Genomic DNA, 22504 nt, shown 5'->3' with positions numbered 1-22504 from the left:
ATGATCGACATCGTTATTGCGACGCAACATGCCGCTGTGTAACTACCGCGGCGAGGCAGGCACCGGGTCAAAAGGCGCCGCTTCGCTCACACGGGTTGAAGATACGTAGGGACTGCCGATGGCAACGGTCTTCATCCTTCTGCATCTGAACTGGAGGTTATTCCATGAACATTAAGAGCCTTCTTCTCGGCTCCGCTGCAGCACTTGCAGCAGTATCCGGCGCTCAGGCTGCTGACGCTATCGTTGCTGCCGAGCCGGAACCGGTTGAATACGTTCGCGTCTGCGACGCCTACGGCACCGGCTACTTCTACATCCCGGGCACCGAAACCTGCCTCAAGATCAACGGTTACATCCGTTTCCAGGTTGACGTTGCTCCGAACGCCAGCTCGATCGGCGCCGGCGGCGGTGGTTCTGTCGCTAACGACTCGGACTGGGACGCCCGTACGCGTGGTCAGGTTCAGTTCACAGCCAAGAGCGACACCGAATATGGTCCGCTGACCGGCGTTATCGTCATGCAGTTCAATGCTGACAACGCTTCGGCTCAGAAGGCCATTCTCGACTCCGCCTACATCGACATCGCCGGCTTCCGCGCTGGTCTGTTCTACAGCTGGTGGGACGATGGTCTCTCCGGCGAAACGGACGATATCGGTTCTCCGGTAACGCTGCATAACTCCATCCGTTATCAGTACGAAACCGACGCTTTCTACGCTGGCATCAGCGTTGATGAGCTGGAAGACAGCCCGTTCTATGACGGCGAAACCGCCAACAACGTTGGCGTTGCAGTCGGTCTCGGCGGCAAGGCTGGTGCATTCAGCTACCAGATCACTGCCGGTTACGACACCGACAACGAAGAAGGCGCCGTCCGCGCCATGGGTACGGTTGCTGTCGGTCCGGGCACGCTCGGCCTCGCAGTTGTCTACGCAAGCAACCCCAACGCCTACTACAACAAGGCTGAATGGGCTGTTGCTGCTGAATACGCCATCAAGGCGACTGACAAGCTGAAGATCACCCCGGCTGTTCAGTACTACAACAACTACGGCATCACTGCTGGCGAGTTCAACGACGACAATGATGCCTGGAAGGTCGGTCTGACGGTTGATTACCAGATCGTCGACAACCTCTCCACCAAGATTTCGGTTCAGTACCTCGATCCGGACAATGCTAGCGACGTTACCTCGGGCTTCTTCCGCCTGCAGCGCGCGTTCTGATAAAAGGCTGCCGGCTAGAACAGGATGTCATCCGAAAACCGTTCACACTTTTCGGCATTATGCTCTGGACCGGCAGCTACAAATTCCTGATCTGACTGACCTCCGATCGGGAAAGAATGGGCCTGGACTTCCCTGCCTGGGCCCATTCCCCTTGACCGGACGTGCGTCCAAGACGGCACACTCGATGAGTGCCTTGCCACTGTCGTTTCACATCGGTTCGTTGCCGATGTCCGGCAGCCTGTGTCATTGCCGGACCTTGTAACCAGCAAGCTTAACCAACTTTTCATTCATCTGCCGCCGATCGCCGAGCGAGCCCGGTGGCCGACAAAATTTTTGCGCCTCAGCAATAACGGCGCCAAATTCGGACACAGAGCCATGCCATGGCGAACCGAGGGTGAGGTAGTGATTCGCCTCGCTACGACATGGGGCCACGACATGGGGTTTGAGATCGAAATGAAGTTATACGCGCTTGCCGCTGCCGCCCTTTTTTCCGCCGTCCTGGCCTTGCCGGCCTCTGCCGCGCCGGCCGCGCCCTTAGAGACCTTTCCTGGTGCGCCCGGCGTCATTACGCTTTCCGGCAAATGCGCCAAGCTGGTCGTCGCCAAATTCGACGCCACCAAGGGCTGCAAGAACGAGCTTGCCAGCGTCACGCTGGCCAATGGCGTGGTGACCTTCATCTTCACCTCGGATGGCAAGGCGCTGGGCTTCCAGGGCGACGGCAGCGGCATCAAGCCTGCCTCCAATGGCAATGCCCGCCTGCCGCTCAGCCTCGTCACCACGGGTGTCGGCAACAAGATGACCGGAGAGGTCAAGGTCGCCGGCTTCTGCACTTTCGGCAATCCCTATGCCGGCAAGCCGATCGCGGTCGAATGCACCGCCGAAAGCAAGGACTCCTCCTTCACCGGCAGCTTCCGCACTGGCGGCAAGCTGGTGAAGAAGGGTAAGTAGCCGCCCTCAAGCGCACCAGGCACTGCCGGCGGCCCCTGGCTTGCGTGCCAGGCCCTCATTGATCAGTTGCGCGCCGAAAGAGCGCCCGTCGCGCGAGACGACGCGCGGCGCGCCAGAGGGCTCGGCCTTACCCGCCGCATTCATGGTGAAGGGTCCGGCGTTCAGAAGCGCCAGCAGCCGCGACTTGGCGGCAAAGGCCACCCGGCGCTCGCCGTCACAGCGCGCCTGGTCGACCACCGGGCTTGCCATGTCGGCAATCACGATCTTCTCGCCCTTGTACCAGAAGACGCCACCGTCGCCGACACAATTGATATGGGCGCCCTGCCCGCAATAGCCGAAGGCGACTGTCCCGGTTTGCGAAACGGCATCGGAAGCCGGCGGCTGCACTGCCTTTATCGGCTGGATCATCGGCGTCGGGATCGCGGCCGGCGGCAGCGGCTGCGGTACTGCGACTTTCGGCGTGGGTGCGGCAAGCGCTACCTGCTTCGGCGGCGCGTCCTTCCTGACGACAGGCCTCGGCTCCGCCGTGTCCCGTGTGATCGGCGTCGATGGTCTTGCAAGCATCGGCTGGATGCTCTTCCAATGGTCGTGGGCGACGATGCCGCCGATCGCGGCAATGCCGATCACCGCCCAGGGCAGCAATCCGCCACCGCTGCTGCGCGCTTTGCTCTTTCCTCTCGCCGGCGCCTTGCGGCGGCCGCGTGTCGCTGTCTTGGCCATCTGTCCGATTCCCGTGAGGCCGGGATTATCGCTGCCCAATCCTTTCCGAAAGGTTGGCGCGGCGACAGGATGATGCCTGGTTCGCCAAACTTTCCCTAAAATGACATGAACACGCCGGCGCGCACCGGAAAGGCTAACGGCACTACCGAAACGCAGCGGGGAAAAAGCTGAACAAATTCCGCGCTCAGACGTTAGCCAGCGAAAAATTCCATCTTTCTGGGGGAAAAATCCATGGATCTTATTATCGCCGACATAATACCGGAGTCGCGTATCCACTATCCCGTCATTTTCGCCCGCCTCTTCGGCGCCATCGTCTTCGGCGGGCTGATCGGCTTCGAGCGTGAGGCCCGCGACCGCCCGGCAGGCTTCCGCACCCATATTCTGATCAGTCTTGCCGCTGCCCTCTTCGCCATCATCTCGATCGAGGCAGTGCACATGCCGGGTTTTACCGATGGCGAGCAGGTGCGCATCGATCCGCTACGTGTCATCGAGGCCGTGACCGCCGGCGTCGCCTTTCTTGCCGCCGGCATGATCGTCTTTGCAAGAGGTCGGGTGCAAGGGCTGACGACGGGCGCCGGCATGTGGCTCTCCGGCGCCATCGGCCTCGCCATGGGCTTCGGCTATTGGCCGATCGCTTTCTTCACGACGATCGTCGCCATCTGCGTACTCTTCGCCTTCGGTAAACTCGAACAACGATTCGGCTTTAATTCCGGACAGCGTGTCGATCGCGATGAACACAAATAGAAAAACAAAGCGCCCGGTATCATGCCGGGCGCTAGTGTTGTCGGCGTCATTGTCTGTCGGTCATTCAGCGCGTGTTGCCGAAGGATCGCTTTTCCCAACCGAAGCCGTGCCGCCGATGGCGAAGAGCGGCTTCTGGCGTTTGCCGATATCGACGCGCTCGTCCGCCGCCTCGCGTATGGCCTGCCATTCATTTTCGTGCCGGATGAAGATCTCGCGGGGCACAAAGTTGATCGTCATATGTTTCTCACCCTGTTTCAAATCTACCGTCAGCGCCGGAGGCTTCCGGAATACCCGTTATTTCTTGGTCTCTGCATTGCCCTTGATGTCAGGGCCACCCTTGGAAAGATCGGCGCCGGTAACATGGGCCGGCACGTGAATGTCGTGGTAGACACCGGGTGTCAGCGTCAGGTCGACATGATGCGGCGGCAGCACCTGCGCCTTCTGCATGCGGTTCGGCTTCGCCCGCTTCATGCGGTCGGACGCCTCCGTGCGTTTGTCGGGAAGATGGGTCGAAGTGTGCATCATCGGCCTCCTTTTTTAAGCTCAACCAGAGCCTAACGGGCGGGCATCAGGATGGTTCCAAAAAAAATCACCCAATCGCGGTGTGACGACCGGCCTTGACTGGCCCGCGAAGTTCATTACCTAGTGCCTATCCCGCAGCCTTCCAGACATCGGCTGACGGGGAACTTTGGTGCCGGGCCCCTCTGGCGAGAGTTTTTACGGCGCTCTCGTGATGTCGGTACCGCCTGCAGCTTAGCCGGCGGATTTTTCATCGATGAACAAGCTCACCATGCCTGACCCGCGTGCCCGTTGTGGCGTGCCGCGTTTTTCCACTATATCGACCCTCTTCAACACGATTTGCGGCCGCGAGGTGCGGCCATGAATCAACCCGTGACCCATAAATCCTCGCTCAGCTATTTCCGCTGGGCTTTCATCGTCACTGCCCTCGGCCTCGTTCTCGGCGCGGTACTCGGCTGGCAGACGACCGGCACGATCGGCGGCATGGCGACCGTCTTCTTCATCTGCACGGTGCTGGCGGTGCTGGAGATCTCGCTCTCCTTCGATAATGCCATCGTCAACGCCAACAAGCTGAAGGAGATGACGCCGGTCTGGCAGCAGCGCTTCCTCACCTGGGGCATCATCATCGCCGTCTTCGGCATGCGCATCGTCTTCCCGCTGGCAATCGTCGCGATCGCGGCACAGATCGGCCCCTGGGATGCTCTGGTGCTTGCCGCACGCGAGCCGGCCGAATATGCCCGCATCATGAACGACGCACATCTGCCGATCGCAGCCTTCGGCGGCACCTTCCTGATGATGGTCGGCCTCAACTACTTCTTTGACTACAAGAAGGAAATCCACTGGCTTCCCGGCCTGGAAAGGGTGATGGCGCGTTCGGCCGCCATCAAGGGTATCGAAATCGCCGTCGTGTTGGCGCTGATGCTGGTTTTCTCCTGGCTGATCGGCGGGGAGGAAGCGACCGTCTTCGTCAATTGCGCCCTCTACGGCCTGCTCACCTTCCTCGCGGTCGAGGTGGTCGGAGGACTGCTCGATGCATCGCAAAAGACGATGAGTGCTGCCGCCAAGGGCGGTCTTGGCGCCTTCATCTATCTGGAGGTACTGGATGCGAGCTTTTCCTTCGACGGCGTCATCGGCGCCTTCGCGCTGACGCAGAACCTCTTCGTCATCGCGATCGGCCTCGGCATCGGCGCCATGTACGTGCGCTCGATGACGATTATGCTGGTGGATAAGGGAACGCTTGCCGAATACCGCTATCTCGAGCATGGCGCCTTCTACGCCATCCTGATCCTCTCGGTGATCATGTATGCGCAGACCCTGGTGCATATCCCCGAGGTTATCACCGGGCTCGGCGGCGCGGCCTTGATCGGCCTGTCCCTCTGGTCGTCCATCCGCCACAACAGACGCGAAAGGGTGGAGGATCACGGCGCCCGGCAGGAGGAGCTTCGCGCCTGACGATGTAAGAAGCCGCAGTGCGCGACGCCCATGCAGCTAAAAATAAAGCCCGCGACCATCCGGTTGCGGGCTAATTCATTCATGCATGGCTTGAAGGTCTTAGCGGGAGACCTGACCGAAGGAGGCTGGGTCGATACCGAGTGTGGTGAGGTCATTGGCACGCGGGCGGCGGCCGGCTTCGACAGCAGCGCTGACGGCGTTTGCTGCACCAAGGACGGCGAATGCGCGGCCAAAGAAGCCAGTACGGACTGAATTGCGAAGTGCGGACATTGTCCTTTTCCTCTTGCTCTATGATTGACTATTCATAGATGGCATCGCGCATAGACCTCCACAATGCTCAGAAAATCACCTCAGCCATGCAAAAACAGGAGGCCGGCGCATGTCTCCATGGCCGACCTCGAGGGAGGGGGTGGGTCGTCTTTTTCTTTTAGTCTTCGTTTGCCGCCAGCTGCGAGAGCACCTGTCCCCTGCCGCGCAACCGCAGGATCAGCGGGATGAGGAAGGCGGCCGCTGCAACGATAAGCAGGCCTGCCGCGATTGGCGACATCACCAGCGTCGTGACGTCGCCCTGGCTGATCGCCAGCGCCCGGCGCAGCTGCTGTTCGGCAAGCGGCCCGAGGATCAGGCCGACCACGGCAGGCGCGATCGGATAGCCGAAGAGCCGCATCACATAGCCGAGCAGACCGAAGGCGAGCAGCATGCCGAGCTCGAACACCGACGGATTGGCGCCGATCGTCCCGAGCGTCGCAAACAGCAGAATGCCGGCATAGAGCCACGGCTTCGGAACGGTCAGCAGCCGCACCCAGAGCCCGATCATCGGCAGGTTCAGCACCAAGAGCATCGCATTCGCGATGAGCAGGCTGGCGATCAGCCCCCAGACGAGCTGCGGATTGGTGGCAAACAGCAGCGGCCCCGGCTGCAGCCCGTATTGCTGGAAGCCGGCAAGCATGATCGCCGCCGTTGCCGTCGTCGGCAGGCCGAGCGTCAGAAGCGGCACCAGCGTGCCGGCGGCAGATGCGTTGTTCGCCGCCTCGGGACCGGCTACGCCTTCAATCGCGCCATGGCCGAACTCTTCCGGGTTTTTCGCCAGCCGCTTTTCGGTCGCATAGGAGAGGAACGTGCCGATTTCGGCGCCGCCCGCCGGCATCGCGCCGATCGGGAAACCGATCAGCGTGCCGCGCAGCCACGGCTTCCACGAGCGTGACCAGTCCTCCGCGTTCATCCAGAGCGAACCCTTGACCGCCTCGACCTTCTCGGCGATCCGGTTGCCCTGCGCCGCGATATAAAGCGTCTCGCCGATCGCAAACATCGCCACGGCCAGCGTCGTCACCTCGATACCGTCGAGCAGGTCGGGAATGCCGAAGGAAAGCCTGGCCTGCCCGGTCTGCTGATCGATGCCGACCATGGCGAGCGCAAAGCCGATGAACAGCGAGGTCAGACCCCTTAATGCCGAATCGCCGAAGGCCGATGAAACGGTGACGAAGGCAAGCACCATCAGCGCGAAATACTCGCGCGGCCCGAAGACCAGCGCCAGCTTGACGATGTAAGGCGCGATGAAGGCAAGCCCGAGCGTGGCGATCAGGCCGGCGACGAAGGAGCCGATCGCCGCTGTCGCCAGCGCCGGTCCGCCGCGTCCGGCGCGCGCCATCTTGTTACCCTCGAGTGCGGTGACGATCGAGGCGCTTTCGCCTGGCGTGTTGAGCAGGATCGAGGTCGTCGAACCGCCATACATACCGCCGTAATAGATGCCGGCGAACATGATCAGCGAGCCGCCCGGATCGAGCTTGTAGGTGACGGGCAGCAGCAGCGCCACGGTGAGAGCCGGGCCGATGCCGGGAAGCACGCCGACGGCGGTGCCGAGCGTCACGCCGACCATCGCATAAATCAGGTTCATCGGCTGCATCGCAACCAGGATACCCTGCCATAGGAATTCGAATGTGCTCATCTTGGTGTCCCAAGCGGCATTTCCGGCCGTGCGTTTCGCAACCGGGCGCCGCGCAAAATCAAAAGAGCTGACAGCGCGTCCCGCGCGGTCAGAAGAACAGATGTTCGAGCGGGCCGGCCGGCAGTGTCAGCTGCAGCAGCTGCGAGAAGATCGCCCAGACGACGAAGCTGAAGACGATGCCAAGTGGCAGCGAGATCCAGAGCTTGCGTTTGCCGAAGCCGCGTGCCGTCAGCGCAAACAGCACGCCTGTCGCAATCGAGAAGCCGGCGACGCGCAAAAGCAGCATCTGGCCGGCAAGACCGGCGACGATCCAGATGACGGGTGCGACTTCCTGCCGGTCACGTTCGGGAAAATCGCCGCGCCAGGCTTCGAAGGCGGTCCAGATCCCGAGACAGAAGAGGCCGAACGCCACCACTTGAGGCACTGTCGCCGGACCGATGCGGTCGTACTGCGCAATCGTTTTCAGATGCGACGCATCCCAGGCCATCACGCCGGCGATGGCGAAGAGGAAAACGGCAATGATGAACGCCGCCCAATCAGGGCGGCGTTCGGTTGCCGAGGAGGCGTTATCCTCGCTCATTGAACAAGTCCGATGTCTTTGAGAATGCCTTCAGTGGCCGAGACATCCTTTTCGAGCTGCGCCTTGAAGGCATCGCCGGACAGATAGGTGTCGGCCCAGCCCTTGGTCTTCAGCGTTTCCTGCCAGGTGGCGGAGCTGTGCAGCTTCTCGAAATCGGCGGTGACGGCTGCCACCTGCTCTGCCGACAGGCCGGGGGCAGCAGCAACCATGCGCCAGTTCTGGATGATGACGTCGGTGCCGGCTTCCTTCAGTGTCGGGGCATCGACACCGTCGATACGCTTTTCGCTGGATACGGCGAGAAGACGGAGCGTGCCTGACTTCACCTGCGATTCGAACTCGCTATAGCTCGAGACGCCGGCCGTGACCTGGCCGCCGAGAATAGCGGCGAGCGCTTCACCGCCGCCGGAGAAGGCGACATAGTTGATCTTCGTCGGATCGACGCCGGAAGCCTTGGCGATCAGGCCGACGGCGATGTGGTCGGTGCCGCCGGCAGAGCCGCCGCCCCAGGAAACCGCACCCGGATCCTTCTTCAGAGCCGCGACCAGATCGGCCATGGTCTTGATCTCGGACGCGGCAGGAACGACGACAGCCTCATACTCGCCGGTCAGGCGGGCGATCGGCGTGACATCCTTGAGCGTCACCGGCGACTTGTTGGTGAGGATCGCGCCGACCATGACATAGCCGCCGACGATCAGCGAATTCGGGTTGCCGGCAGCCTGGCTGCTGAACTGCGCAAGGCCGATGGTGCCGCCGGCGCCCGGGACGTTCTGGACCTGCACGTTGCCGGAGATCTTCTCCTGCTGCAGCGCGGTCTGCAGCGAACGGGCCGTCTGGTCCCAGCCGCCGCCGGGAGCGGCGGGCGCGATGATGGTGTAATCGGCCGCATAGGCCGGCAGCGCGATGGTCGCTGCAAGAAGGGTTGCGATGAACGTATGCTTCACGATGTGTCCTCCGTCGGCGGCTGAGCAAACCGCCTGTTATTCTCAAGGGAATCGGGAGGAATGGCCGGCCAGCGGACGCAAGCGTCCTGAATGACGAGCGGAATACCTCCCAAGGCTTCAACTCTCCGCCTCCACGGAGAAGAAGTAGCCAAAGCGACCACAACAACCTGTCATTTAGCTGACATCGGCGAGATATCCAGAAGGAGACGACACTTTTTTGCCGTAATTGGCAGGCGCGGATCTAAATCCCGGTTCTTCGCTGCCGGATGACCAGTACTTCCAGCGGCCACGAAGTATGGCCGCGAGCCTCATCTGGCGAGAGCTACAGGCGGAGCGATCCAAAGCTCTGCAAGGAGGGTGAACCGGCTGAAAGCTGACGCCTTCACTGCGTCCGCAGAACCTCATTCCAGTGCGCAATCAGCCGCGCCCGTTTCACCTGGTCGAGATAGACCATCAGCCCGGGGCTGACCGGCACCGGTCGCAGTTGGGCGCCGAGCAGTTCCTGCAGCGTATTGGCGGTATTCTCTCCTGCCACCTCGGGGCTGACGGCCGGGATCTGCAGCTCGCGCGCCATGATCGTCTGCCCTTCCCTCGACATGAAGAAGGTGAGGTAACGCCGACCAAGCTCCGGCTCGGCGGCGGCCTGCGGCACCAGCCCGATCCGCGACATCACCACGGTATAATCCTTCGGCAGCACGATGCCGACATCGGGATAGCGCGAGGCCCAATCGGCCGCATAGGAGCCGAGAATATTGTAGCCGAGCACGAAGCGCCCGTCGGCAACGCGTTCGAGGATCGCCGAACTCGTCGAATAAAGCTTGACGCCGGCAGCCCCCATCGCCCCGATCACCGACCAGATATCGCCGAACTGCTCCTGGTCGCGCGCCATGAAAAGAAAGCCGACGCCGGAACGCTCGATGTCGTAGGTGCCGATCCGCCCATAGACCTCGTTGCCCTTGCGCTTCAGATAGTCGACGAATTCAGCCCGCGAACTCGGCACCGGCTCATGCGCAAAGCTCGGCTTGTGATAGACGAACACCGCCGGCTCGAAGGTGAGCGCATAGGCGGTGTTGCGCCAGTTCGCCCATTTCGGCCATGCAGCACTCATCGGCAGGTTGCTGACCTGTGCATATCCGTCGTTGGAAAGCTTCACCTGCAGGTCCATCGCCGAGGAGAAGGCGAAATCCGCCGTCTTCTTGCCGTCATCCGTCTCCCGGACGATCCGGTCGTAGATGTCGCCGGTCAGCATGTCCTCATATTTGACTGCGATATCGGGATTGGCGTCCAGGAAACCCCGGATCATCGGCTGCGCCAGGGGCTCGTCGAGCGAGGAATAAACCGTCAGCACCGGCGCATCGGCATTGCCCGACTTCGCCGGATAGAAGGCCTGATCGGCTAGCGCGAAGCCCGGCCAGAACGCCAGCAGCAAGATGAAAACTCTCCTCATGCCGCAACAATGCCTGAGCGCGCCCAGAGGAGCAAGGGCGCCGGACTAGGCAGCGACCCACTCCATCAGCGCATTCTGCGCATGCAGCAGAAAAGCCTTGGCGATACGGCTTCGGCAGAGCGGATGTTCCATCGCCCCCGCCGTTACCTCCTCGCCGCGCCGAACCGGCGGGCACGGCAGGGAGATCGCACCCTCCGACAAACGATCGAGCAGATACCCTGATCGACAAACTCACTGCATTGGCCGACAAGGCGTCCATCGCCATCCGGGAGCTCAAGGAGCGGGATTGGGCCGACGGAGGAAGCCATTCTCTGGGCGAACGCGGGCGGGCTGAGTGGCATTTGGGGTCGGGGAGCACTTTACCTACTAGGCGACCCAACTTCGCGACCTAGGTGTCCCCTATGCATCCAAACCACATTTGAGCTGGTTTGCTCCTATTCAGTTTTGATGCCTGTGTTTAGCGTCACATAATAACGCGCAACAGCAACATCCATCTCTGCAATTACCAGTTGATACACCAATCGGGCACTCTTAGCGCCACCGTCTGAAGCTCTCAACGTAAGATCAATTATTTCCTGGGGTGAGTTGGCCATTCGAAAAGTTGGAGCCACAAGTAGATCATATCCGTCCTTGTTCCATTCAGTGTCACCTTGATCGTCAGATTTTGCTATTTCATCTTCCATTTCACTATCAATTCGCCGCTTTGCATCGGACAGCATTCGTAGGACTTCCTCAAGGTCTCCTTGCCCGATTGGTCTCTTTTGATCGCTCATCCGAGACTTTGCGCGTGTCGTGATCTCCTCTAACTCATGAATGGCCGCCATAGCAGCACCCACAGCGGCGTTGAACTTTTTCGACGGAACCCGCAGGATTTTGGGTGATGGGTCCGGCTCTGCTTTGCGTCGTAGGAAACCAAGCATTGTGTGTTCTCTCGTTCAAGGGGAACCGCCCGGGTTTGCCGGAGACCGTTTGGTTTAAGCTATGCGGCCATGGCTGGCGCGTCCAGCATGACGTAGTATCGTTCTTCAGCTTCGGCTGGTGGAATGTTGCCGATGGGCTCCAGAAGACGGCGGTGCCGCCGCGCCAATGAGGACTTGGCCATCTGCATGCGCGCCTTGTCGACGTCGACTATCCCGGCGCCGACAAGGTTCGTGTCGTGATGGATAACCTATCAACCCACACGACCTCCGCCGTCTATCAGACCTTCCCAGCCGCCGAGGAGCGCCGGATTTTGCGACGTCTGGAGTTCCACTACACGCCCAAGCACGCCAATTGGCTCAATATGGTCGAGATCGAGATCGGCGTCCTGTGCCGCCAATGTCTTGACCGCCGCATCGCCAGTCGCGACAGCCTTGAAACCGAGGTCCGGACCTGGCTGCGACGCCGCACCGAAAGGGTCATCGCATCCGATGGATGTTCTCAACACAGCACGCAAGAGCCAAGATGGCAAAATCATATCCAACGCCATCGCTCAACGAGGCAGGAAAAGTGTGTAGCGGTTTTCCCAGGCAAAGCGCGAAGCGCTTTTGCCGGGAATTGCGTAAAGACAAAAGGATAGAGCGGTTCTGCGCTTCCGTTAAAAGCTGAATCGCTCTAGGTCGCGACCCACTCCATCAACGCATTCTGCGCGTGCAACAGAAAGGCCTTGGCGGCGCGACTTTGGCAGAGCGGATGCGCCATCGCCTCCGCCGTCACCTCCTGGCCGCGCGTAACCGGCGGGCACGGCAGGAAGATCGCATCCTCCCGCAAACGATCGAGCACATCGGTCCCGATCCGGTAGCCGGCGAGCGCCTCCCAAGTGGCGTCACTCGGCCATGAATCGGTGATGATAACGTCGGCATCCGTTAGCTCGCCCATATCGGTGCTCACGCGGAAGCGCTTATTGATCAGCGCGGCGTCGCCGATGTGCCAGCGTTCGGGATAGACCTGCACCACCTTAATCGGCAATGCGATCGACGCTTCGGCCCAGGAGCGGAGGATATTTGCGTCCGCCGCCACGCCAACGACCTTCAACCCGTCGATCGAGCTGCGCCGGCTGTTGATATAGGCAAGATCGCCGAGCGTCTCGCAGGGATGATTGGAGCGTGTGCGCGCATTGATGACAGGCACCGGCGAGGCTGCCACCACCGCCTTCAATGTCGCAAATTCCTTCGTGCGGATCACCAGCATATCGAACCAGTTGCCGAGATAACCCGAGAGATCGCCGATTTCCTCCCTGGCATTGAAGCCGGGCACATGCGCGCAGATGCCGCCCATCGCCTGGATGCCGAGATCGAAGGCGGTGGTATTGCGCCAGCCGCCGTCGTCGACAATCAGCGCGACGCGTTTTCCCGCAAGGCTCTGCGGCATCGCACGCTCATCCCAGGCTTTGGCAAGGTCACCGGCGCGAGCGACAATCGATCGAAGCCCGGCCTCCGGAATGTCATGAAACTCCAGAAAATTCCGGGCCGAACCTGTCATCCAAAATCTCCGTCAGGTATGAAACGTCGCCACAATACCCTTCGCTGGCCTCACAGCAATCGCCCAAGCAACCGCGAATCACGTTGCATACCGCGTTGCATAGCTTCGCGATTCGTCTTCCAAGCCATGCCCTGGGTCCGGCTCAAGCCTTAAATCGATCGGCGATCGCTTTTATGATGCCGACCCGGGAAGTGTCGGCCACAGCAGAACACTCCGTTTCTCCGATGTGAATTGTCTTTTCATCACAAAGGATTAGGGATTGGCTCCTTCCTTCACCCGTTTAGAGTATTGATGAAGATCGACGACGTTATATGGTCGCGCTGCCGTGTTAAAAACGTCGAGACCGCCCGAATTTATTATTCGGGGGACGACTTTACGCGACAAAAACTCTATAAAAAGCTAGACTAAACTGGGAAGATCCATCGGAGGGGTCATGGAACGACGACTGAGCGCTATTCTCGCTGCGGATGTCGTTGGCTATAGCCGACTGATGGGCATCGATGAATCCGGCACGTTGCAGGCTCTGAACCGCCATCGCTGCGAGCTGGTCGACATTCGGATTTCAGACTACAAGGGCCGTATCGTCAAACTCACCGGCGACGGCATCCTTGCCGAATTCCAGAGCGTGGTGAATGCGGTCGCCTGCGCCGCCGAAATCCAGCGCAGCATGGCGGCCCGTAACGAGAACGTGCCCCAGGACGAGCGCGTCGAATTCCGTATCGGCATCAATCTCGGCGACGTCGTGGTCGAGAACGGCGACATATTCGGAGACGGGGTCAATCTCGCCGCCAGGCTCGAGCGCATCGCAGCGCCGGGCGGCATCGCCGTGTCGGCCTCGGTGCGCGACCAGGTCGGTTCGCGCCTCAATCTCGGCTTCGAATTCATCGGCGAACATATGCTGAAGAACATCAGGCAGCCCGTTCAGGTCTATACCGTCAGCTTGGCGCCGCCTTCCTCCGCCAGATTGGTCGCGCAGAACCGCAACACCTGCTTCATCGCGGTGCTGCCCTTTACCAATATGAGCGGCGATGCCGACCAGGATTACTTCTCCGATGGCATTACCGAAGACATCATCACCGATCTCTCCAAGATCTCCAGCCTGCACGTCGTGCCGCGCAACACCATTTTCACCTACAAGGGCATATCGGTAAAGGTGAAGCGGCTCGCTCAGGAGCTTGGCGTGCGCTACGTGCTCGAGGGAAGCGTGCGCATCGTCGGCAATCGCGTGCGCATTTCCGGTCAGCTGATCGACACCGCCAATGGCGACCATCTCTGGGCCGAACGTTACGACCGCGACATGACCGATATCTTCGCCATCCAGGACGAGATTACCCATGCGATCGTCGGCCAGTTGAAGGTGCGTCTGCTGCCGGAAGAGAAGAAGGCGATCGCCAACGAGCCGACCGCCAATGTCGAGGCCTATACCTATTATCTCAGGGGCCGCCAGCTCTCCCACACCTGGACCAAATCCTATCTGCAGCTCGCGAGGCGCATGTTCTGCAAGGCGGTCGAGCTCGATCCGGATTATGCCCGCGCCTATGCCGGCATCGCCGATTGCGACGCGGCGATCCGCGATTGGGCGCCTGACGACGTGCCGCTGAGGCGCATCCTCGAGATGAGCGCCCGCGCCCTGGCGCTGGATCCTGACCTTCCCGAAGCACACGCCTCCCATGGTCTCGCCCTGCATCAGAGTGGCTATGACGACAGGGCGGCGGCAGCCTTCGAACGTGCCCTGGCGCTCGACCCGAACCTCTTCGAGGCGAATTTCCACTATGCCCGGTTCTTCTTCATGCACGGCAACTTCGCCGAATCCGTGCAATATTTCACCCGCGCCGCCGCAATCCGCTCTGATGACTACGTCTCGCCGATTCATCTGATGTCCGCCTATCGCTCGCTCGGCCGGGTGCTGGATACAGAAAACTGGGCGCGCCTCGGCCTGCTGCGCGCCGAACGCGCCCTCAACCTCAACCCGGAAAATTCCGGCCCTGCCCATCGCGGCGCGCTGGCGCTCGCCCATATGGGCGATGCGGCAAGGGCACGCGACTGGGCGGCCCGTGCGATCGCCATCGATCCCGACGACATCGTCGCGCAGTATAATCTCGCCTGCGTCTATTCCGTTCTCGGCGACGTCGACGAGGCGATCGATCTGCTGGAGAAGCTGCTGCCGAACAGCTCCGTCTACCATATCAAATGGTTCGACAATGATTCCGATCTCGACAACATCCGCGACGATCCCCGCTTCCGGAAGCTGCTCACCGCCGCAATGATGCAGCGCGAACGGATCGAAAGGACCGGGAGTTGAGGTCGGACCTTTCCCGGCCGTTCACTGACGCATCGGCCCGAAAATCGGAATCGATTTTCGGAAAGCACGATGCGTAGATTCAAAGTGTTACAGCGTCCTTGCGCGTCTGAAGGACGCGCGGCGCTGTAAGCTTGAAAATCGCTGTGACATCCCGGCTTCATCTCTGTAATCTCCCTTGAAAAACAGGGGAAACATCCGTGCGCATCCTGCTCACCGAAGACAATATCGCGCTGGCCGACGGCCTGTCGGCGATCTTGCGCGGCACGGGCCATGCCGTCGATGTCGTCCATGATGGGGCGTCTGCCAATGCGGTCATCGCAGCGGAAAATTTCGATCTGGTGATCCTCGACCTCAACCTGCCCGAGATGGACGGGCTCGACGTGCTGCGCGCCATGCGCGCCCGGCAGAACCAGGCGGCCGTCCTCATCCTGACGGCGCGCGGCACGCCGGAAGAGCGGGTGAAAGGGCTCGATCTCGGCGCTGACGATTATCTGATCAAGCCCTTCGATATCGCCGAATTCGAGGCCCGCGTGCGCGTGCTGCTGCGCCGCCAGGCCGGGCTGCGCTCGGCGACCGTCGGCTTCGGCGGCATCTCCTTCGATCTCAATTCCCGCACCTTTTCATCAGGCGCCACGCCGCTCGATATTCCCGCCCGCGAGCTCGGCCTGCTCGAAATCCTCTTCATGCGGGCCGGCAAGGTCGTCGCAAAGGAGGCGATCATTCAATCGCTGACGGCCTTCGACGACGACATTTCCGCAAACGCCATCGAGCAATATGTCAGCCGCCTGCGTAAGCGCTTGTCGCCGCACGGCCTGACCGTCAAGACCGCCCGCGGCATCGGCTATTATCTCGACAAGCTGCCCGAGGCCTCATGAAAGCCGCCTATTCCCTCAGGCGCCGGCTGCTCTTCTGGTTGCTCGTCTCCACCGCCGTCATCGGCACGCTGGCACTCGCCGATACCTATCGCGAGGCGGTCCAGACCTCCAATATCGTCTCCGACCGCGTGCTCGCCGGTTCCGCGCTGGCGATCGCCGAGCGCGTCGTCGTCGCCGAGGACGGCACGCTACAGGTCGATATCCCCTATGTCGCACTTGAGATGCTGACCTCGGCCGCGCAGGATCGCGTCTTCTACCGCGTCGACGGACCGCCGGGCCAATTCATCACCGGCTACCAGTCCCTGCCGGTCCTCAAGAAGACGCCGGGCGATGCCGCCGCCTTCGCCGATGATAGCTTCCGCGGCGAGCCGATCCGCATCGCCACACTCGAGCGCTCGGCCTCGACGGGCATCCGCTCCGTGCCCTTCGTGGTGACGGTCGCCGAAACCACCATCGCCCGCCGGCAGTTGGCGCAGGCGATCCTCGTCCGATCCGCACTCCGTCTCGCCTTCATGATCGCGGGCGCGGCCGTTATCGTCTGGATCTCGGTCACGGTGGCTCTGCGCCCGCTCTACAAGCTTGGCGACGCCATCGGTGAACGCAGCCCCGATGACCTGCATCCGATCAAGCAGACCGTGCCGAGCGAGGTCGAGCCGCTGGTCGATACGGTGAATTCCTTCATGGTCCGCCTGCAGTCGGCGCTCGATGCGCTCCGCCATTTCACCGGCAATGCCAGCCATCAGCTGCGCACCCCGCTGGCGATCATCCGCACCCAGCTCGCCCTTTCCGCCCGTGCCGGCTCGCTTGATGAGGCGCAGGCGGCAGCACTGAAGGGCGACCAGGCGGTAGCGCACGCCGAGCGCATCCTTGCCCAGCTTCTCCTGATGGCCAAGATCGACGCTGCCACTGCCAAGGAGGCGCTGACCGCTTCCGCCATCGATCTCGCCGCCATCGCCCAGGAAATCACCGGCGAGCAGATCCCGACGGCCGCCGTCGCCGGCATCGATCTCGGCTTCGAGGGCGAGAGCCCGGCGATGGTTCGCGCCGAGCCGCTGCTGATCGGCGAAATGCTGCGCAACCTTGCCGGCAATGCCATCGCCTATGCCGGCAAGGGAGCTGAGGTCACCGTCCGTATCATCGCCGCGCCAGAGACGATCCGCCTCGAAGTCGAGGACAACGGTCCCGGCATCCCGCCCGAGAAGCTGGAGGCGGTGCGCCGGCGCTTTTCGCGCGGCAATGAGTCCGGTGCGCCCGGCGCCGGCCTCGGCCTGCCGATCGTCGAAGAAATCGCCAATCTTTTCAACGCCGACCTGACGCTGGGGCCGGGCACCGGTGGCAAGGGCCTGAAGGCGGCAGTCACCTTTGCCAAGGCAGCGTAAGAACCGTCGACCTTTCCGCCTTGCTTTCTTTCGCTGCATTGCACACACTGATTTTCGGGAACAGCAAGCCGCACGACGATGCGAGCCGGATAAAAAGAGAAATATGTCGATCAAAGCCAGCATCTATCATCTGACGCATTATACCTATGACAAGCCGGTCCGCCTCGGCCCACAGATCATCCGGCTGAAACCTGCCTCGCATTCGAAGACACGGGTGCTCAGCCACTCGCTGAAGGTCACGCCCTCCAACCATTTCGTCAACCTGCAGCAGGATCCGTACGGCAATTACCTTGCCCGCTACGTCTTTCCGGACCCGGTGACCGAATTCAAGATCGAGGTCGATCTCGTCGCCGACATGACGGTCTACAATCCCTTCGACTTCTTCGTCGAGGAAGAGGCAACCAAGTGGCCCTTCGGATACCCTGAAACGATCCAGGAAGATCTGTCGATCTACATGACGCCGGAGCCGGCCGGTCCGCGCCTCAAGGCGCTGCTGCCGACGCTCGACTGGTCGCCCAACCAGCCGACAGTCGACATGGTCGTCGGCCTGAATGCCCGCCTGCAGCGGCAGATCGGCTATGTCATCCGCATGGAAACCGGTGTGCAGACGCCGGAGGAGACGCTGGAAAGCGCCAAGGGTTCCTGCCGCGACACCAGCTGGCTGCTCGTTCAGATCCTTCGCCATCTCGGCCTCGCCGCCCGTTTCGTCTCCGGCTACCTCATCCAGCTGACGCCGGACCTGAAGGCGCTCGACGGTCCCTCCGGCACCGAAGTCGATTTCACCGACCTGCATGCCTGGGCTGAGGTCTATCTGCCCGGCGCCGGCTGGGTCGGCCTGGATCCGACTTCTGGCCTGCTGACCGGCGAAAGCCACATCCCGCTTGCCGCCACGCCGCATTATCGCAACGCCGCTCCGATTTCCGGCGGTTATTTCGGCGAGGCCGAAACCGAATTCGCCTTCGACATGAAGGTCTCGCGCGTCGCCGAGCACCCGCGCATCACCAAACCCTTTTCCGATGAAAGCTGGGAGGAGCTCAACGAACTCGGCGAGAAGGTCGATCGTATCCTCGAAGCCGAGGACGTACATCTGACGATGGGTGGCGAACCGACCTTCGTTTCGATCGACGATTTCCAGTCCGAGGAGTGGAACACCGCCGCCGTCGGCCCGACCAAGCGCGAAAAGGCCGACATCCTGATCCGCAAGCTGCAAGAACGCTTCGCCCCCGGCGGTTTCCTGCATTACGGCCAGGGCAAATGGTATCCGGGCGAAAGCCTGCCGCGCTGGACCTTCTCGCTCTACTGGCGCCGCGACGGCAAGCCGGTCTGGCAGAACCTCGATCTGGTCGCCGCCGAAGGCAAGGATACCGGCGTCACCGCCGAGGATGCCGAGAAGCTCTTGACGGCGATCGCTAAGGAACTGGCGATCAAGCCCGACATGGTGCAGCCGGCCTATGAGGATCCGGCCGATTGGATCATCAAGGAAGGCAACCTTCCCGAAAATGTCGATCCGGCGAATTCGAAGCTGAAGGATCCTGAGGAACGCAACCGCATCGCCCGCGTCTTCGCCCGCGGCCTGACCGTCGCGACCGGTTACATCCTTCCGGTCCAGGCATGGAACGCCAAGGCAGCGGAAAGCCGAGTCTGGGTCAGCGAGAAATGGCGCACCCGCCGCGGCAAGATCTTCCTCGTCCCGGGCGACAGTCCGATCGGTTACCGCCTGCCGCTCGGCACGCTGCCCTATGTTCCCCCGGCGCGTTATCCCTATATCCACCCGGCCGATCCGACGATCCCGCGCGAACCGCTGCCTGATGTCTTCGTACCGGCCGGGCGGGCCATGCCGGAAGCCTCTTTCCATGCCGACGAGAGCAATCGCGGCCGGATCGAACAGACGCTCGGCGAACTTCGCGGCGCCGTGCGCACCGCGATGTCGGTCGAGCCGCGCGACGGCAGGCTCTGCGTCTTCATGCCGCCGGTCGAGCGCATCGAGGATTATCTCGAGCTGATCGCCGCAGCCGAAAACGCCGCTGCCGAGCTCAAGCTTCCCGTCCATATCGAAGGTTACCCGCCGCCGCAGGACGAGCGCATCAACGTCATCCGCGTCGCCCCGGATCCCGGTGTCATCGAGGTCAACATTCATCCGGCCTCGAACTGGAAGGACTGCGTCGACATCACAACGGCGATCTACGAGGAGGCGCGCGCCACCCGGCTTGGCGCCGACAAGTTCATGATCGACGGTCGCCATACCGGCACCGGCGGCGGCAACCATGTCGTCGTAGGCGCGGCCAATCCGAACAACAGCCCCTTCCTGCGCCGTCCCGACCTCTTGAAGAGCGTTATCCTCCACTGGCAGCGCCATCCCTCGCTCTCCTACCTCTTCTCCGGCATGTTCATCGGCCCGACCAGCCAAGCGCCACGCATCGACGAGGCTCGCCACGACAGCCTCTATGAGCTGGAGATCGCCATGGCGCAGATCGGAGCCCCCGGCCGCGGCCAGCAGCCGCTGCCTTGGCTTGTCGATCGCCTGTTCCGCAACCTTTTGACCGATGTCACCGGCAACACCCACCGCGCCGAGATCTGCATCGACAAGCTGTTCTCGCCGGACGGTCCGACCGGACGGCTCGGCCTCATCGAGTTCCGCGGCTTCGAGATGCCGCCGAACGCGCGCATGTCGCTTGCCCAGCAATTGCTGGTGCGCGCGCTGATCGCCCGCTTCTGGGTCAACCCCGTCGACGGCAAATTCGTCCGCTGGGGCACGACCCTGCACGACCGCTTCATGCTGCCGCATTTCGTCTGGGCCGACTTCCTCGACGTGCTCGCCGACCTTCGCCAAAACGGCTTCGACGTCAGCCCGGAATGGTTCAAGGCCCAGCTCGAATTCCGCTTCCCCTTCTGCGGCGAAGTCGAATATGAGGGCTCGAAGCTGGAACTGCGCCAGGCGCTGGAGCCATGGCATGTGATGGGCGAGGAAGGCGCGCCGGGCGGCACCGCCCGCTACGTCGACAGCTCCGTCGAGCGCCTTCAGGTGCGGCTCGAAACCAGCAATACCGCGCGTTACACCGTCACCTGCAATGGCCGCACCCTGCCGCTGACGCCGACCGGCACCGCTGGCGTGTCGGTCGCCGGCGTCCGTTACAAGGCGTGGCAACCGTCCTCCGGTCTGCATCCCGTCCTGCCGATCAACACGCCTTTGACTTTCGACATTTATGATACATGGTCGAAGCGTTCGATCGGCGGCTGCATCTATCATGTTGCCCATCCGGGTGGCCGGACCTATGACACTTTCCCGGTCAACGGTAACGAGGCGGAAGCAAGACGACTCACCCGCTTCGAGCCGTGGGGGCATACGGCGGGCGGATACATTCCGCGCGTCGAGACGGGTTCGCCGGAATTCCCGCTGACGCTGGATCTGCGGCGGCCCGCCGGAATTTAAGGCCAAAGGTTAGGGCCGGGGGGTTAGGGTTTCAGTTTTGATGGGTAAGAGGCCGGCAGCGGAGCGCAGGGGAGAGGCAGAGGACCGCATCGGCAAGGGCGCGGCCTTCGACTATGCACCGCTTCCTGGCACCGCTGACGAGATGGTCGACAACAAAGGCGCGGTCCGCCCGGTCTGGCAGCGTTTTCTCTCGCATCTGAGCGCAATGCCGGAAAAGGATCTCACTGAGCGTTTTGCCCGCGCCGACCGCTACCTGCGCGATGCCGGCGTCTTCTACCGCGCCTATGGCAGCAAGGGCACCGGCGAACGCGCCTGGCCGATTTCGCATATCCCGGTGCTGATCGACGAGCGCGAATGGAAGACGCTGTCGGCAGGCCTCGTCCAGCGCGCCGACCTGCTGGAGGCGATCGTTGCCGATATCTACGGCGACAACCGGCTGGTGGAGGAAGGGGTCCTGCCGCCGGCGCTGATGGCCGCCAATCCCGAATTCCAGCGCCCGCTCGCCGGCATCCGGCCGGGCTCCGGCCATTATCTGCATTTCTGCGCCTTCGAGATCGGCCGCGGACCTGACGGCAACTGGTGGGTGCTGGCCGACAGGACGCAGGCACCGTCAGGCGCCGGTTTCGCGCTGGAAAGCCGCGTCGCGACGACCCGGGCCTTCTCGGATATCTACGCCGAAACCCCGGTCCACCGCCTCGCCTCCTTCTTTGGCGCTTTCCGTGACGCACTTCAGGGCATGAAACATTCGGGCGACGACCGCATCGCCGTGCTGACACCAGGCCCCGCCAACGAGACCTACTACGAGCACGCCTATATCGCCCGCTATCTCGGTCTCATGCTGCTCGAGGGCGAGGACCTGACCGTCGTCAAGGGCCGCGTCATGGTGCGCACCGTCGCCGGCCTGAAGCCGATCGGCGTGCTCTGGCGCCGTCTCGATTCGGCCTTTGCCGACCCGCTGGAGCTGAACCAGAATTCGCATATCGGCACGCCCGGCCTGGTGGAAGCGCTGCGCGCCGAAAGCGTCACCATCGTCAATGCGCTCGGCACCGGCGTTCTCGAAACCCGGGCGCTTCTGGCCTTCATGCCGACCATCTGCCACCGTCTGCTGGGGGAGGATCTGCAACTGCCGTCGATCGCCACCTGGTGGTGCGGTCAGAAGGAAGAGCGCGAGCACGTCGCAAAGAACATCGAGAAGATGGTGATCGGCCCGGCCTATTCCCGGGCACCCTTCTTCGACGACAACGGCGAGTCCGTACTCGGCTCGTCGCTGCGTGCGGCCGCCAAGGATTCCATCACCGACTGGCTGAGTTCGGACGGCCCGAAACTGGTCGGCCAGGAGGTCGTCACGCTGTCGACGACGCCCGCCTGGGTGGACGGCAAGCTCGTGCCGCGGCCGATGTCACTGCGCGTTTTCGCTGCCCGCACGGCAGACGGCTGGCAGATCATGCCCGGAGGTTTTGCCCGCATCGGCTCCGGCGCCGATGTCGCGGCGATCGCCATGCAGTCGGGCGGAGCGGCCGCCGACGTCTGGATCGTCAGCGACAAGCCGGTCAG

Annotated in this window: 19 protein-coding genes and 2 pseudogenes; 10 read left to right on the top strand and 11 right to left on the bottom strand. The window is 62.1% G+C overall.

Features of this window, described 5'->3' with window-relative positions:
* The first annotated feature begins 164 nt into the window (after positions 1-164).
* Positions 165-1208 (top strand): porin, encoded by a 1044-nt coding sequence (locus HX898_RS25420; RefSeq protein WP_180196139.1) that lies wholly within the window; start codon positions 165-167, stop codon positions 1206-1208.
* A 435-nt stretch (positions 1209-1643) separates the two neighbouring features.
* On the top strand, positions 1644-2156 hold the full coding sequence (locus HX898_RS25415; RefSeq protein ID WP_171600721.1) for a hypothetical protein: 513 nt from the start codon (positions 1644-1646) through the stop codon (positions 2154-2156).
* Positions 2157-2162: 6 nt separating this feature from the next.
* Here HX898_RS25415 and HX898_RS25410 read toward each other — a convergent pair whose 3' ends face one another.
* Positions 2163-2876, bottom strand: coding sequence for a hypothetical protein (locus HX898_RS25410; RefSeq protein ID WP_138333353.1), 714 nt, complete (start codon positions 2874-2876; stop codon positions 2163-2165).
* 231 nt (positions 2877-3107) lie between these two features.
* Between HX898_RS25410 and HX898_RS25405 the strand changes: the two genes are divergently transcribed.
* A complete protein-coding gene (locus HX898_RS25405; protein WP_180196138.1) occupies positions 3108-3620 on the top strand; it encodes an MgtC/SapB family protein in 513 nt (170 codons plus the stop codon).
* Positions 3621-3680: 60 nt separating this feature from the next.
* Here the strand turns inward: HX898_RS25405 and HX898_RS25400 are convergent, their stop codons facing one another.
* On the bottom strand, positions 3681-3857 hold the full coding sequence (locus HX898_RS25400; RefSeq protein WP_171600653.1) for a hypothetical protein: 177 nt from the start codon (positions 3855-3857) through the stop codon (positions 3681-3683).
* A gap of 57 nt (positions 3858-3914) precedes the next feature.
* Positions 3915-4145, bottom strand: coding sequence for a hypothetical protein (locus tag HX898_RS25395; RefSeq protein WP_011653508.1), 231 nt, complete (start codon positions 4143-4145; stop codon positions 3915-3917).
* Positions 4146-4499: 354 nt separating this feature from the next.
* On the opposite strand from HX898_RS25395, the gene HX898_RS25390 reads away from it, so the two are divergent.
* On the top strand, positions 4500-5591 hold the full coding sequence (locus tag HX898_RS25390; RefSeq protein WP_180196137.1) for a DUF475 domain-containing protein: 1092 nt from the start codon (positions 4500-4502) through the stop codon (positions 5589-5591).
* Positions 5592-5690: 99 nt separating this feature from the next.
* Here the strand turns inward: HX898_RS25390 and HX898_RS25385 are convergent, their stop codons facing one another.
* From HX898_RS25385 to HX898_RS25360, 7 genes and pseudogenes are all read right to left on the bottom strand, one after another.
* Positions 5691-5861 carry a hypothetical protein gene (locus HX898_RS25385; RefSeq protein ID WP_003542890.1) on the bottom strand — a complete coding sequence of 57 codons (171 nt, stop codon included), beginning with the start codon at positions 5859-5861 and terminating at the stop codon, positions 5691-5693.
* 157 nt (positions 5862-6018) lie between these two features.
* Positions 6019-7536, bottom strand: coding sequence for a tripartite tricarboxylate transporter permease (locus HX898_RS25380; protein WP_011653510.1), 1518 nt, complete (start codon positions 7534-7536; stop codon positions 6019-6021).
* An 88-nt stretch (positions 7537-7624) separates the two neighbouring features.
* Complete coding sequence (locus HX898_RS25375; protein WP_138333351.1) at positions 7625-8116, bottom strand: tripartite tricarboxylate transporter TctB family protein; 492 nt, start codon at positions 8114-8116, stop codon at positions 7625-7627.
* Positions 8113-9057, bottom strand: coding sequence for a tripartite tricarboxylate transporter substrate binding protein (locus HX898_RS25370; RefSeq protein WP_011653512.1), 945 nt, complete (start codon positions 9055-9057; stop codon positions 8113-8115). The genes HX898_RS25375 and HX898_RS25370 overlap by 4 nt, the downstream gene beginning before the upstream one ends.
* Positions 9058-9439: 382 nt before the next feature.
* Positions 9440-10486: an ABC transporter substrate-binding protein gene (locus tag HX898_RS25365; protein WP_029871889.1), complete on the bottom strand. Its 1047-nt coding sequence runs from the start codon at positions 10484-10486 to the stop codon at positions 9440-9442.
* A 63-nt stretch (positions 10487-10549) separates the two neighbouring features.
* Positions 10550-10717 (bottom strand): annotated as a pseudogene (locus HX898_RS33350) (ornithine carbamoyltransferase); the annotation flags it as partial.
* 221 nt (positions 10718-10938) lie between these two features.
* A complete protein-coding gene (locus HX898_RS25360; protein ID WP_020487030.1) occupies positions 10939-11424 on the bottom strand; it encodes a hypothetical protein in 486 nt (161 codons plus the stop codon).
* Between the two features lie 171 nt (positions 11425-11595).
* On the opposite strand from HX898_RS25360, the pseudogene HX898_RS25355 reads away from it, so the two are divergent.
* Positions 11596-11974, top strand: a pseudogene (locus HX898_RS25355) (transposase); the annotation flags it as partial.
* A gap of 123 nt (positions 11975-12097) precedes the next feature.
* Here HX898_RS25355 and HX898_RS25350 read toward each other — a convergent pair.
* Positions 12098-12964 carry an ornithine carbamoyltransferase gene (locus HX898_RS25350; RefSeq protein WP_180196135.1) on the bottom strand — a complete coding sequence of 289 codons (867 nt, stop codon included), beginning with the start codon at positions 12962-12964 and terminating at the stop codon, positions 12098-12100.
* A gap of 433 nt (positions 12965-13397) precedes the next feature.
* On the opposite strand from HX898_RS25350, the gene HX898_RS25345 reads away from it, so the two are divergent.
* The 5 genes from HX898_RS25345 to HX898_RS25325 all read left to right on the top strand — a co-directional run.
* Positions 13398-15266, top strand: a complete 1869-nt coding sequence (locus HX898_RS25345) for an adenylate/guanylate cyclase domain-containing protein (RefSeq protein WP_138333345.1) — start codon at positions 13398-13400, stop codon at positions 15264-15266.
* A gap of 197 nt (positions 15267-15463) precedes the next feature.
* Positions 15464-16141: a response regulator transcription factor gene (locus HX898_RS25340; RefSeq protein ID WP_003542898.1), complete on the top strand. Its 678-nt coding sequence runs from the start codon at positions 15464-15466 to the stop codon at positions 16139-16141.
* On the top strand, positions 16138-17520 hold the full coding sequence (locus tag HX898_RS25335) for a sensor histidine kinase (protein WP_138333343.1): 1383 nt from the start codon (positions 16138-16140) through the stop codon (positions 17518-17520). Before HX898_RS25340 ends, HX898_RS25335 begins: the two co-directional genes overlap by 4 nt.
* A 103-nt stretch (positions 17521-17623) precedes the next feature.
* Positions 17624-20950 (top strand): transglutaminase family protein, encoded by a 3327-nt coding sequence (locus tag HX898_RS25330; RefSeq protein WP_180196134.1) that lies wholly within the window; start codon positions 17624-17626, stop codon positions 20948-20950.
* Between the two features lie 40 nt (positions 20951-20990).
* Positions 20991-22504 (top strand): circularly permuted type 2 ATP-grasp protein (locus tag HX898_RS25325; protein ID WP_180196133.1); only part of this gene is annotated, 1514 nt, incomplete at its 3' end.

Origin of the sequence: Rhizobium sp. WYCCWR 11128, assembly GCF_013416305.1 — a bacterium.
Taxonomy (GTDB): domain Bacteria; phylum Pseudomonadota; class Alphaproteobacteria; order Rhizobiales; family Rhizobiaceae; genus Rhizobium; species Rhizobium indicum.
This window is presented reverse-complemented; position numbering and strand designations above follow the sequence as displayed.